Annotated in this window: 14 protein-coding genes; 5 read left to right on the top strand and 9 right to left on the bottom strand. The window is 62.0% G+C overall.

Annotated elements, in window-relative coordinates; genetic code table 11:
• Positions 1-4 precede the first annotated feature (4 nt).
• Complete coding sequence (locus G6N78_RS15725) at positions 5-346, bottom strand: c-type cytochrome (protein ID WP_234905818.1); 342 nt, start codon at positions 344-346, stop codon at positions 5-7.
• Positions 347-779: 433 nt separating this feature from the next.
• On the opposite strand from G6N78_RS15725, the gene G6N78_RS15730 reads away from it, so the two are divergent.
• The gene (locus G6N78_RS15730; RefSeq protein ID WP_165220091.1) at positions 780-1,097 is read left to right on the top strand and encodes a DUF1883 domain-containing protein; all 318 of its coding nucleotides are present in this window, start codon (positions 780-782) and stop codon (positions 1,095-1,097) included.
• Positions 1,098-1,107: 10 nt separating this feature from the next.
• On the opposite strand, the gene G6N78_RS15735 is transcribed toward G6N78_RS15730, so the two are convergent.
• Entirely contained in the window at positions 1,108-2,424 is a 1,317-nt protein-coding gene (locus G6N78_RS15735) for a replication-associated recombination protein A (RefSeq protein WP_165220093.1), read from the bottom strand.
• Complete coding sequence (locus G6N78_RS15740) at positions 2,421-3,821, bottom strand: DegQ family serine endoprotease (RefSeq protein WP_165220095.1); 1,401 nt, start codon at positions 3,819-3,821, stop codon at positions 2,421-2,423. The genes G6N78_RS15735 and G6N78_RS15740 overlap by 4 nt, the downstream gene beginning before the upstream one ends.
• Before the next feature lie 207 nt (positions 3,822-4,028).
• Between G6N78_RS15740 and G6N78_RS15745 the strand changes: the two genes are divergently transcribed.
• On the top strand, positions 4,029-4,397 hold the full coding sequence (locus G6N78_RS15745) for a lysozyme inhibitor LprI family protein (protein ID WP_234905819.1): 369 nt from the start codon (positions 4,029-4,031) through the stop codon (positions 4,395-4,397).
• Positions 4,398-4,469: 72 nt separating this feature from the next.
• On the opposite strand, the gene G6N78_RS15750 is transcribed toward G6N78_RS15745, so the two are convergent.
• Complete coding sequence (locus G6N78_RS15750; protein WP_165220097.1) at positions 4,470-4,802, bottom strand: hypothetical protein; 333 nt, start codon at positions 4,800-4,802, stop codon at positions 4,470-4,472.
• Positions 4,803-5,246: 444 nt separating this feature from the next.
• A complete protein-coding gene (gene ilvD / locus G6N78_RS15755) occupies positions 5,247-7,082 on the bottom strand; it encodes a dihydroxy-acid dehydratase (protein WP_165220099.1) in 1,836 nt (611 codons plus the stop codon).
• A gap of 252 nt (positions 7,083-7,334) precedes the next feature.
• Here ilvD and msrP point away from each other — a divergent pair, with 252 nt between their 5' ends.
• The 3 genes from msrP to G6N78_RS15770 all read left to right on the top strand — a co-directional run bounded on the left by msrP (position 7,335) and on the right by G6N78_RS15770 (position 9,492).
• Positions 7,335-8,282: a protein-methionine-sulfoxide reductase catalytic subunit MsrP gene (msrP, locus tag G6N78_RS15760; RefSeq protein WP_165220101.1), complete on the top strand. Its 948-nt coding sequence runs from the start codon at positions 7,335-7,337 to the stop codon at positions 8,280-8,282.
• Between the two features lie 2 nt (positions 8,283-8,284).
• Complete coding sequence (msrQ, locus tag G6N78_RS15765; RefSeq protein WP_165220103.1) at positions 8,285-8,917, top strand: protein-methionine-sulfoxide reductase heme-binding subunit MsrQ; 633 nt, start codon at positions 8,285-8,287, stop codon at positions 8,915-8,917.
• A gap of 146 nt (positions 8,918-9,063) precedes the next feature.
• Complete coding sequence (locus G6N78_RS15770; protein ID WP_165220105.1) at positions 9,064-9,492, top strand: YciI family protein; 429 nt, start codon at positions 9,064-9,066, stop codon at positions 9,490-9,492.
• A gap of 98 nt (positions 9,493-9,590) precedes the next feature.
• On the opposite strand, the gene rplQ is transcribed toward G6N78_RS15770, so the two are convergent.
• The 4 genes from rplQ to rpsM all read right to left on the bottom strand — a co-directional run bounded on the left by rplQ (position 9,591) and on the right by rpsM (position 12,141).
• The gene (gene rplQ, locus G6N78_RS15775; RefSeq protein WP_165220107.1) at positions 9,591-10,016 is read right to left on the bottom strand and encodes a 50S ribosomal protein L17; all 426 of its coding nucleotides are present in this window, start codon (positions 10,014-10,016) and stop codon (positions 9,591-9,593) included.
• Between the two features lie 45 nt (positions 10,017-10,061).
• The gene (locus G6N78_RS15780; protein ID WP_165221889.1) at positions 10,062-11,072 is read right to left on the bottom strand and encodes a DNA-directed RNA polymerase subunit alpha; all 1,011 of its coding nucleotides are present in this window, start codon (positions 11,070-11,072) and stop codon (positions 10,062-10,064) included.
• Between the two features lie 183 nt (positions 11,073-11,255).
• Positions 11,256-11,645 (bottom strand): 30S ribosomal protein S11, encoded by a 390-nt coding sequence (gene rpsK / locus G6N78_RS15785; RefSeq protein ID WP_015915761.1) that lies wholly within the window; start codon positions 11,643-11,645, stop codon positions 11,256-11,258.
• A 127-nt stretch (positions 11,646-11,772) separates the two neighbouring features.
• Positions 11,773-12,141 carry a 30S ribosomal protein S13 gene (rpsM, locus tag G6N78_RS15790; protein WP_165220109.1) on the bottom strand — a complete coding sequence of 123 codons (369 nt, stop codon included), beginning with the start codon at positions 12,139-12,141 and terminating at the stop codon, positions 11,773-11,775.
• Positions 12,142-12,212: the final 71 nt, after the last annotated feature.

Here is a 12,212-nt window from a genome sequence, read left to right on the forward strand (position 1 = left end):
TTTTTTACGGATTGGCCTTCAGATAGGCGATCACGTTGTCGATCTCGGACTGGAACCAGAACCCGAAGAACCGCATCTTGGTGCCCGGCACCCGCTTGGAGGGTTTCGACAGGAAGGCGGAGAGCGCCGCCTCGTCCCACACCAGCCCGCCCTCGCCCGCAGCCACCATCGCCTGCGAATAGCTATAGTCCGGCACCTTGCCTGCCGGGCGGCCAAACACCCCCTTCAGATGCGGGCCAAAGATGTTCGCGTCATCGGTGATGGCGTGGCACGAGGCACAGGCGGTGCGATAGGTCGCCCTGCCCTTCTCCGGATCTCCGGGTTCGGCATGCGCGGGAAACGCCATGCCCAAGGCAAGCGCTGCCAACACCGCAGGGCGGGACAAACGAAAGCGGGCGATGGATCGACGGGGAGACTGACCGAACATGGCGATCCTTATAGGAGAGACTGGTTTTCTTGTCGCCAGAAGAGATCGGCCATTGCCGAAATCGGCATACGCACCGCGGGCGCGCTTCATCTTGATCCGGCGTGTATGGTTCTGCGCCGGCGAAGGCCAAGAAGAAACCCCCGCCTGCGCAGGGGAGACGCAGACGGGGGTAAGTGACTGGGGGTCATTATGGTTCTTTGTTATGGACCGTGGCAGGGGAACCGGGTCCGTATTCTGCGCGAGGCTGCTTGCCGTCGCTGATCTATCAACGAAAGCTTGGGGTTTTGGTTCCACCGTTCCTTAACTTCCTGGAACTAACCTCGCCGCACAATGGCATACCAAGGAGGATTTTATGGCGGCTCAGGCTTTCCGCTTCACTCACTATGATCTCAAGCAGTTGCGTGCTGGGACCACGGTCGAAGTCACGCTGTCGGCGGTCAACAATGTGCGTCTGTTGACGCCCACCAACTTTCAGCGCTTTTCCGAAAAGCTGGATTTCAAATATACCGGCGGCGTCGCCAAGAAGTCACCGGTGCGGATCGTGATCCCGGAAAACGGTCACTGGCACCTGATTGTCGATTCGGAAGGTCATGCGGGCCTGGCGGAATCGTCGGTCAAGATGATCGCAGCCCCGGCTGCCAGCGCCCCGCGCCAGCAGAAGGCCTCCTGACGGGCCAGGTTCAGCTGCCGCTGCGCTCGCGCCGCAGTTTTGCCCACCAGTCCAGACGCTTGCGGATGTCCCGCTCGAAACCCCGTTCCGGCGGATCGTAAAAGGTCTGCCGGCCGAGCTTTTCGGGAAAGTAATCCTGGCCGGAAAACGCATCCGGCTGGTCGTGGTCATAGAGATACCCGTCGCCATAACCCTCGCCCTTCATCAGCTTGGTCGGCGCGTTCAGGATATGCTTCGGCGGCAGCAGAGATCCGTGCTCCTTGGCTGCCCGCATCGCCGCCTTGTAGGCGGTATAGACGCCATTCGATTTCGGCGCGGTGGCGAGATAGACGCAAGCCTGTGCCAGCGCCAGTTCCCCCTCCGGCGAGCCGAGATAATCATAGGCGTCCTTCGCGGCATTGCAGATGACGAGCGCCTGCGGATCGGCAAGCCCGATATCCTCCACCGCCATGCGCACCAGCCGCCGGCCGAGATAGAGCGGATCCTCGCCCGCATCGAACATGCGGCAGAGATAATAGAGCGCGGCATCCGGATCGGAGCCGCGCACCGATTTATGCAGGGCGGAAATCAGGTTATAGTGGCCGTCCTGCGCCTTGTCATAGACCGGCGCCCGGCGCTGCACGATGCGCGTCAGGCCTTCGGTATCGAAGACCTCGCCCTCGCGCGCTGCACGCCACACCTCTTCGGCCAGCGTCAGCACCGCGCGTCCGTCGCCATCGGCCATGCGGATCAGCGCGGCCCTCGCCTCGTCGGTCAAAGGCAGCGGCCGTTCCTCCGCCTGCTCGGCACGAGACAGCAGTTCCGCCAGGCTCTCCTCGTCATGGGCGCGGAAGGTCAGCACGCGGGCGCGTGACAGAAGAGCGGCGTTCAGTTCAAAACTCGGGTTTTCCGTCGTGGCGCCGACCAGGATGACGGTGCCATCCTCCATCACCGGCAGAAAGCTGTCCTGCTGGGCGCGGTTGAAACGGTGGATCTCGTCCACGAAAAGCAGGGTCTGGCGCCCGTCGTGGCGGCGCATGCGGGCGGTCTCGAACACCTTCTTCAAGTCCGCGACGCCGGAAAAAATCGCCGAGATCTGCTCGAAGGCCAATCCCGCCTCGCCCGAGAGAAGCCGCGCGACCGTTGTCTTGCCGGTCCCGGGCGGGCCCCAGAAGATCATCGAGCCCAGCGAACCGGAGGCGATCATCCGGCGCAGCACGCCGTCCTCGCCGGTCAGGTGCGGCTGGCCGGTGACCTCGGACAAAGTCGTCGGGCGCAGCCGGTCGGCGAGCGGCCGCCGGTTCGCGACCGCCTCTGGAATGCGCGAGCCGAAAAGATCGCCGCTCATCGGAAGAACTGGCGGATGCGCTGACCGCCCCGCTCGATCTCGACCCGCCAGAAGCCTGGATTATCCGCCACCAGCGCTTCCATCGCCTTGCTGGAGGGGACGGGAGCACCATTGATCGCCACCATGATATCACCCGGCTGGAAGCCAAGCCGTGCGGCGGGCGAGCCGCGCACCACGTCGGTGATCACGACGCCCGTCTTGTCGGAGGGCAGATGCAGTTCGGTGGCGATGCGCGGCGAGAGGTTGGCAACCTTGGTTCCGGCAAACGGGTTGCGGCCATCGATCAGCCGTTCGTCACGCGGAACGGTCTCCGGTGCGGCGCCCAGCGCCAGCTCCAGTTGCCGCTCCTGGCGCCCTTCGGCCACCGTCAGCGCCGCCGTTCCGCCAAGTCCGACCGTCGTCAGGCGGTAGGACAATGCGTCCGGATGTTCGACCGGGATGGCGTTGACCGCCAGAACCACCTCACCCGGCTTCAGGCCGGCCTTGTCGGCCGGGCTGCCACGCGTGACCGCCACCACGAGCGCACCGCGCGCCGCCTTCAGACCCAGCGCCTCAGCGACATCCGAGGTGACCGCCTGGAAGGTCGCGCCCACATAGGGCCGCTCAAAGCTCTTCTTGCCCTGTTCCGCTGCCTTCAGGAACACCTTGACCAGATTGGCCGGGATGGCGAAGCCGATGCCGTTCGAACCGCCGCCGCGCGAAAAGATCGCCGTGTTGATGCCGATCAGTTCGCCCTTCATGTTCATCAGCGCACCGCCGGAATTGCCAGGGTTGATCGAGGCATCCGTCTGGATGAAGAAACCGACATCGCCATCGGTCACCTGCGTGCGGGCCAGCGCCGATACGATGCCGCTCGTCACCGTCTGGCCGACACCGAAGGGGTTGCCGATGGCGAGCACCAGATCCCCCACCTCGACGGCGTCGGAATTGCCGATCGCCAGCACCGGAAAATCCTCCTGCGCCTTGATCTTCAGGACGGCCAGATCGACGCTGTCATCCTTCAGCAGCACCTCGCAGGGAAATTCACGGCCATCGGCGAGCGCAATCTTGATGTCGTCGGCGCCCTGGATCACGTGGTTGTTGGTCACCACCAGCCCGTTGTGGGAGACGATGACGCCGGAGCCCAGCGACGACTGCTTTTCCGAGCGGTTCGGCATGCGCTGGCCAAAGAACTGCTCAAAGAAGGGATCGCCGGCAAAGGGACTGGTCCGCTGCACCACGCGCTCGGCATAGACATTCACGACAGCACCCGCGGTCTGCTTGACCAGCGGCGCAAAGGAAAGCTGCATCTCGGTCCGGCTGGCCGGGACGGCCTTGTCCTGGGCGAGCGCCGGCAGCGGCAGCACGATCGTCAGAAACAACAGACAGGCGGTGACGCTCTTGTGCAGGCTCGGCATATGATTCCTCTTGAATGACAATCCGTTGGACTTGTAGCGCGGCAGGCTAGAAATGAAAGATGGCCGAATATGGAGAGGTTCATCCGGCCTCAGGCAAGAGATAGGCGAGACAGAGGCCAAAACCAAGCGACAGCGCGCCGTCAATACACGCTCTGGAACCTTACCCCGGCTGCTGCGTAATCATCCGCGACAACGGAGACGACAGGCATGAATTCCATCACCGTCCGGGCAACCGCGCTCAGCCTTCTGGTGGCGGCTGCGGCGCCCCTCTCTGCACCGGTCTCAACGGCCCAGGCCGCGAGTTTCGACTGCGATGGCACGGATCTCGCCGCCGATGAAAAGGTGATCTGCGAGGATCGCAGCCTGAATGACCTGGATGTCAAAATGGCAACGACCTTCGAGCTTCTGACCGGCCTGATGCCGATGGGCAACCGCGACATCCTGCGCGACGACCAGTCTGCCTGGCTGAAGAAACGCCAGGCCTGCGGCGCAGATGCCGACTGCCTGAGGCAGGCCTATACCGTGCGCATGGAACAGCTGCAGGAGGCCTACAAGGGTCTGATCAAGCCGCTTTGATGCGCGGGCTCGACCGAGGCGTGCCGGCTCCCCCTCGCGGCACGCTGGAAGGACAGGCATTTCGCCGCGGGATCAATCCCAGCTGTAACCCTTGTCCTTCATGTAGATGTTGTCGACACCCTTGCACCAGTCGATCTTGAAATCATCGGCGCCGTAATTGTCCCAGCTGACACGGAAGGGCACAACGCAGTCGCCCTCATTGCTGAACCAGTCCATGTCCACCGCCTCGCCCGGACGGATGCGACCGCTCAGCCAGTTATCGCTCCACTGGCCGTTCTGATAGGTATAGAATCCGTTGATGGTGTAACCATCGGCACGGTTGTGCAGACGGAAGGCATAGTCGCTGGCGGATGCAGGAATGGCAGCGCACACGGCAAGACCGAGTGCGAGAACAAGCGTCTTCATTGGACAGACCCCGACATGAAATGTGAGACGAAGAGAAGATGTGGCGCAGGCAAGCTTTCCTCCAACCCGCCTGCATACCCTATACTATGGGTCCCGACTGAATGCTTGCTGAACGGATGTTCCACGCCCGGCGGCACCAGAAGCATCTGAATTTTCTAACTTATACTTACAATCGCAGCAGAAGGTGCAGGTGCTGTCGCAGCGACCTTTAGGTCGTTGCGGTCACCATCAAGGACGCGACCGGTCTATCGCCTGATCTCGATGCCCTGTCCGGCAAGGAATCGCTACGTGCTGGACGGCCTGTTGCGAGAACGCTCTCGGTCCGCCCCCCTTCCCGAGCGACCGTCTCGACCAACCTCATCTTGACCGAAGCATCCAATCGGCAAAGATCCGCGCGCCGGTCGGCCTCGTGGTGTCGAACCACGAGGCGCGAGGCGGATGGGCTTATTCCGGCAGGATGCGCACGGCGCCCTTGTCGGCGCTGGAGGCAAAGGCCGCATAGGCTTTCAGAGCGGTCGTGACATTGCGCCTGCGGGGAGCCGCCGGCTTCCAGCCGAGCTTGTCCTGTTCGGCGCGACGGGCTGCCAGTTCGGAATCGGTGATCTTCAGGTTGATCGTCCGGTTCGGAATGTCGATCTCGATCAGGTCGCCGTTCTCGACCAGTCCGATCGCGCCGCCATTCGCCGCCTCCGGCGAAGCATGGCCGATGGAGAGACCCGAGGTGCCGCCGGAGAAACGGCCGTCGGTGATGAGTGCGCAGGCCTTGCCCAGACCCTTCGACTTCAGGTAGCTCGTCGGATAGAGCATTTCCTGCATACCTGGGCCACCCTTCGGGCCTTCGTAGCGGATGACGACGACGTCGCCGGCCACCACTTCATTGCTCAGAATCGCCTTCACGGCGGCATCCTGGCTCTCATAGACCTTGGCCGGGCCGGTGAACTTCAGGATCGATTCATCCACGCCCGCCGTCTTCACGATGCAGCCATCGAGCGCGATGTTGCCGTAGAGCACGGCCAGACCGCCATCCTTGGAGAAGGGCTTTTCGACCGAGCGAATAACCCCCTTTTCGCTGTCCGTATCGAGATCATCCCAACGCGAGGACTGCGAGAAGGCGACCTGCGTCGGCACGCCGCCGGGGGCTGCCTTGAAAAAGGTGCGGACACTTTCGGAATTGGTGCGGGTGATGTCCCAGCGGTTGATCGCGTCGCCGAGCGTTGCCTCATGCACGGTCTTGCAGTCTGTGTTGAGCAGGCCACCGCGCTCCAGCTCGCCCAGGATGCGCATGATGCCGCCGGCGCGGTGCACGTCTTCCATGTGCACGTCCTGCTTGGCGGGTGCCACCTTCGACAGGCACGGCACACGGCGCGACAGCCGGTCGATGTCGTCCATGGTGAAATCGACACCGCCTTCATAGGCCGCTGCCAGGATGTGCAGCACGGTATTGGTGGAACCGCCCATGGCGATATCGAGCGCCATGGCATTTTCGAATGCCTGTTTGGTAGCGATGTTGCGCGGCAGAACGCCGTCGTCATCCTGCTCGTAATAGCGGCGGGCAAGATCGACGATCAGATGGCCGGCCTCGACGAAAAGACGCTTGCGGTCGGAATGGGTGGCAAGCGTCGAGCCGTTGCCGGGCAAAGAAAGCCCGAGGGCTTCCGTCAGACAGTTCATCGAATTGGCGGTGAACATGCCGGAGCAGGAACCGCAGGTCGGACAGGCCGAGCGTTCGATCACCTGGACGTCCTCGTCTGTCACCTTGTCGTCGGCAGCCGCCACCATGGCGTCGACGAGATCGAGCGCCACCGTCTTGCCGTGCAGAACCACCTTGCCGGCTTCCATCGGGCCGCCGGACACGAAGACTGCCGGAATGTTGAGGCGCATGGCGGCATTCAGCATGCCGGGCGTGATCTTGTCGCAGTTGGAGATGCACACCATCGCATCGGCGCAATGGGCGTTGACCATGTATTCGACGGAATCGGCGATGATTTCGCGCGAGGGCAGCGAATAGAGCATGCCGTCATGGCCCATGGCGATGCCGTCATCCACGGCGATCGTGTTGAATTCCTTGGCGACGCCGCCGGCGGCTTCGATTTCGCGTGCCACCAGCTGGCCGAGATCCTTCAGGTGCACATGGCCCGGCACGAACTGCGTGAAGGAATTGACGACCGCAATGATCGGCTTGCCGAAGTCGCTGTCCTTCATGCCGGTGGCACGCCAGAGACCGCGTGCACCGGCCATGTTGCGGCCGTGGGTGGTCGTTCTGGAACGGTAAGCAGGCATGGTGTTATCCTCGGGTCAGAATTGTCGGGCGTTTTGCGGACAAACGTTCAAGAAAACGCCCCTGTTTTGAAGTTTTCCTAGCGCAAACGCTTGGAGGTGTCACTATCACGAGACGCCAAAGCGGTACGCTGGGGGCGCTCGGCCGATCACGTGAACGTGGGTTTGTTTTTGCAGTGGCACAGTGAAACTAATTCCATCCGGTCTGCGTAACAGACAATAGACCCTTTTCATTCGCGCGCAGGAGACCCGTCCATGTCGCTTTATCGCCCGCCCCGCATCGCCGCATCCGAAATCACCCCGCAAAGCCTCTATCTCTCTCGACGCCACTTCCTCGGCGCCGGCGCCGCAGGCCTTGCGCTTGCCGGTGCCGGCGGCGCTCTTGCGGCTCCGCTGAAGGCCAGCCCCAGCACCTACAAGGTGGAGGACAAACCGACCTCCAAACAGGACGTGACGACCTACAACAACTTCTATGAGTTCGGCACGGGCAAGGCCGATCCGGCCCGTTATTCCGGCGATTTCAAGCCGACCCCCTGGACAGTCGAGATCGGCGGCATGGTCGCCAAACCGCAGACCATCGACATGGAGACCATCCTGAAGGAAATCCCGATGGAGGAACGCGTCTATCGCATGCGCTGCGTCGAAGCCTGGTCCATGGTCATCCCGTGGATCGGTTTCCCGCTCTCCGCCCTGCTTGATCGCGTCGAGCCCCTGGGCAGCGCCAAATATGTGGCTTTCGAAACCGTCGTGCGGCCGAAGGAGATGCCGGGCCAATCCGGCTTCTTCCAACCTCTCGATTGGCCCTATGTCGAAGGGCTCAGGCTTGACGAGGCGCGCCATCCGCTGACGATCCTGGCCACCGGCCTTTACGGCGAAACGCTGCCGAACCAGAACGGCGCACCGCTTCGGCTCGTGGTGCCGTGGAAATACGGCTTCAAGGGCATCAAATCGATCGTCAAGATCACGCTGACCGACAAGGAGCCGCCGACCACCTGGAACAAGATGGCATCGCAGGAATACGGCTTCTATGCCAACGTCAACCCGGCCGTCGATCACCCGCGCTGGAGCCAGGCGACGGAACGGCGCATCGGCGAGGCGAACGGCCTGTTCGGGGGCGCGCGGTTGAATACCCTGCCCTTCAACGGTTATGCGGATGAGGTCGCCGGCCTCTATGCCGGCATGGACCTGAAGAAGTTCTACTGAGCATGGCGTCTTTCTCCATACCGCCACGCTTTCGGGCCCACTCCGTCTGGGCGCTTTACGTCATCGGCCTCCTTCCCGGCCTCTATGCCTTCTATCTCGGCCTCAATGGCGGGCTGGGGGCCGATCCGGTGCGCGAATTCGAGCACCGGCTGGGTTTCTGGGCGCTGCGCTTTCTTTGTCTCGGGCTGACGGTCACACCGCTGCGCGACCTCTTCGGCGTCAACCTGATTGCCTATCGCCGGGCCCTCGGGCTCCTCGCCTTCTATTACGTGCTGGCGCATTTCACCGTCTACCTGACGCTCGACCGTGGCCTGATCCTCTCGTCGATCCTCGGAGACATCCTGAAGCGTCCCTATATCATGCTGGGCATGGCCGGGCTGCTGATGCTGATTCCCTTGGCGGTCACCTCCAACCGCTGGTCGATCCGCAGGCTCGGATCGCGCTGGAACCAGTTGCACAAGCTCGCCTATCCGATCCTGCTGGCCGGGCTTCTGCACTATATCCTGTCGATCAAGTCGATCACGCTGGAGCCGGTCATCTATATCGTCATTGTCGTGGTTCTGCTGGGGTACCGGCTTGTGCGGCCCCGCGTCATGGACTGGAAACGCGGACGGCGGGCGGCTGCCTTGCGATAATTCTCCCGCACCACCTTCCCTTCTCCCGCCGCTCAGTTACCTTCTATCGCGAAAGCTGCAGATTTTTTTGTCGCACGCGCGGCCTGGATCCCGGTTGGCATGGGAGCGCCAGGCGTGCCCGGAACAGCACAGGAGAGGAGAGCAACATGCGGGTCATGGTCATGGTGAAGGCAACCGAGGACAGCGAGGCCGGCATCATGCCGGAGCCAGAACTGTTCGAGGCGATGGGCAAGTTCAACGAGGAACTGGTAGAGGCGGGCATCATGCTGTCCGGCGACGGTCTGAAGCCGTCCAGGCTCGCCAAACGGATTGCCTTCGACGGTGCCGACCGGCGGGTGATCGACGGACCGTTCACAGAAACGGGCGAACTGGTCGCCGGCTTCTGGATCTGGGAGGTGAAGGACATGGACGAGGCGGTCGCCTGGGTGAAACGCTGCCCCAATCCCATGCCCGGACCGAGCGAAATCGAGATCCGACCTTTCTACGAGATGGAGGATTTTGCCGACGTGGCCTCACCCGAGGGGCAGGCCAGCCATGACCGTGCCGCCGAGGGGCTCGCCGCACGGCAAAGCTGAACATTCTTTTCCGACACGTGCGAACCGCCGTCGCTCAACGCAAAAAAGCCGGGTGATCGCTCACCCGGCCTTCAACTCAAATCCCTTGCGGGAATGCCTTATGCGGCTTCGGCAGCTTCTGCTTCAGCGGCAACGCGGGCCTTGTCGGCTGCGCCCTTGGCGTTCACGTCGCGCTCAACGAATTCGATGACGGCGAGCGGGGCATTGTCGCCCTGGCGGAAGCCGGCCTTCATGATGCGCAGGTAACCGCCGTTGCGGCTGGCGTAACGCGTCGCAATCGCGTCGAACAGCTTGCGAACGGCATCGACGTCCTTGATCTGCGAAATGGCCTGACGACGAGCGTGCAGGTCGCCGCGCTTGCCGAGGGTGACCAGCTTCTCGACGATCGGGCGAATTTCCTTCGCCTTCGGGAGCGTGGTGACGATCTGCTCATGGGTGATGAGCGAAGCAGCCATGTTGGCAAACATTGCCTTGCGGTGGCTGGCGGTGCGGTTGAGCTTGCGGCCGGAGTTCTGGTGACGCATCTCGTGTCTCCTTTACTTGCAGACATGCGCCTGCAGTTTAAATGGTTAGTACTGGTCTTCGTAGCGCTTGGCGAGGTCTTCGATGTTCTCCGGCGGCCAGGCCGGAACTTCCATGCCCAGATGCAGGCCCATGGAAGCGAGAACTTCCTTGATCTCGTTCAGCGACTTGCGACCGAAGTTCGGCGTGCGAAGCATTTCCGCCTCGGTCTTCTGGATGAGGTCGCCGATGTAGACAATGTTGTCGTTCTTCAGGCAGTTGGCCGAACGGACAGAGAGTTCCAGTTCGTCCACCTTCTTGAGGAGCGCCGGGTTGAAGGCCAGTTCGGTAACGGCCTCTTCTTCGGCTTCCTTCTGCGGCTCGTCGAAGTTGACGAAGACCGACAGCTGGTCCTGAAGGATACGAGCAGCAAACGCCACGGCGTCTTCACCCGTGACCGAGCCATCGGTTTCAATGGTCATGGTCAGCTTGTCATAGTCGAGAACCTGGCCTTCACGGGTGTTTTCCACCTTGTAGGACACCTTCTTGACCGGGGAGTAGAGGCTGTCGACCGGAATGAGACCGATCGGGGCATCCTCTGCACGGTTACGCTCGGCCGGGACGTAACCCTTGCCGTTGTTGACCGTGAATTCCATGCGGATTTCCGCACCATCGTCGAGGGTGCAGATGACATGGTCGGGGTTCAGGATTTCGATGTCGCCAACCGTCTGGATGTCACCAGCGGTCACGACACCCGGACCCTGCTTGCGCACGACCATGCGCTTGGCATCGTCGCCATCCATCTTGATGGCGATTTCCTTGATGTTCAGCACGATGTCCGTCACATCCTCGCGTACGCCGGGGATGGAGGAGAATTCGTGCAGGACGCCGTCGATCTGAACGGCGGTCACAGCCGCGCCGCGCAGCGACGACAAGAGAACGCGACGAAGGGCGTTGCCGAGCGTCAGACCGAAGCCGCGTTCCAGCGGTTCTGCGACGAGCGTGGCTTTCGTGCGGCCGGACGAGGTGAACTCCACCTTGTTCGGCTTGATCAGTTCCTGCCAGTTCTTCTGGATCATGTGTGTCAAACCTTCCATTCGCTGCCACTATCCAATCGTGGCAACCGAGCATGAGAAGCGCCAAGCAGAGAAGCCTGTCTTGGCGTTACGGCAAAGCCGCCAAACCTCGAAACACGAAGTAAGGCGGCAGAACCGGAATTCGAACCGGGGCCATGGGGTCTCCATCGCCACCGAATCTTCACATCAGACGCGGCGCTTCTTGCGCGGACGGCAACCGTTGTGCGGGATCGGCGTGACGTCGCGGATGGAGGTGATCATGAAGCCGGCAGCCTGGAGGGCGCGCAGAGCCGATTCGCGACCGGAACCCGGACCGCAAACTTCGACTTCGAGAGACTTCATGCCATGCTCCTGAGCCTTCTTGGCGCAGTCTTCGGCAGCGATCTGGGCAGCGAACGGGGTCGACTTACGCGAGCCCTTGAAACCCTTGGCACCAGCAGACGACCAGGCAATCGCATTGCCCTGTGCGTCGGTGATGGTGATCATGGTGTTGTTGAACGTCGAGTTGACGTGGGCAACGCCCGACGAGATGTTCTTGCGTTCGCGACGGCGGACGCGTGTGGCTTCCTTGGCCATGGTCTTCCTTTCGTTGATATCGTCACCGCCGTAACACCAGCGGCTCCACCTTGTAGCCAATAGGCAGTAGGCAATAGGCTTTAGGGATCTCCCTACTGCCTACTGCCTAAACCCCATTGCCTCTCAATTACTTCTTCTTACCGGCAATCGCCTTCGCCGGACCCTTGCGGGTGCGGGCGTTGGTGTGCGTGCGCTGACCGCGAACCGGCAGGCCGCGGCGATGACGCAGGCCGCGGTAGCAGCCGAGGTCCATCAGACGCTTGATGTTCATCGCGGTTTCGCGACGCAGGTCACCTTCGACCTGGTAATCGCGGTCGATGGTTTCGCGGATCTGAAGGACTTCCGCGTCCGTCAGCTGATGAACGCGACGATCAGCCGGAATACCGACCTTCTCGACGATTTCCTGTGCAAACTTCGGGCCGATCCCGTGAATGTAGGTCAGCGCGATAACAACGCGCTTCGCAGTCGGGATGTTGACGCCAGCGATACGTGCCACGCCTATTCTCCTTGGTTCCAGTTGCCATCCGGCAAGTGGTACTTCTTCCATGAGAGCAGCCACTTCAGGCC

Source organism: Allorhizobium pseudoryzae, assembly GCF_011046245.1.
Taxonomy (GTDB): domain Bacteria; phylum Pseudomonadota; class Alphaproteobacteria; order Rhizobiales; family Rhizobiaceae; genus Neorhizobium; species Neorhizobium pseudoryzae.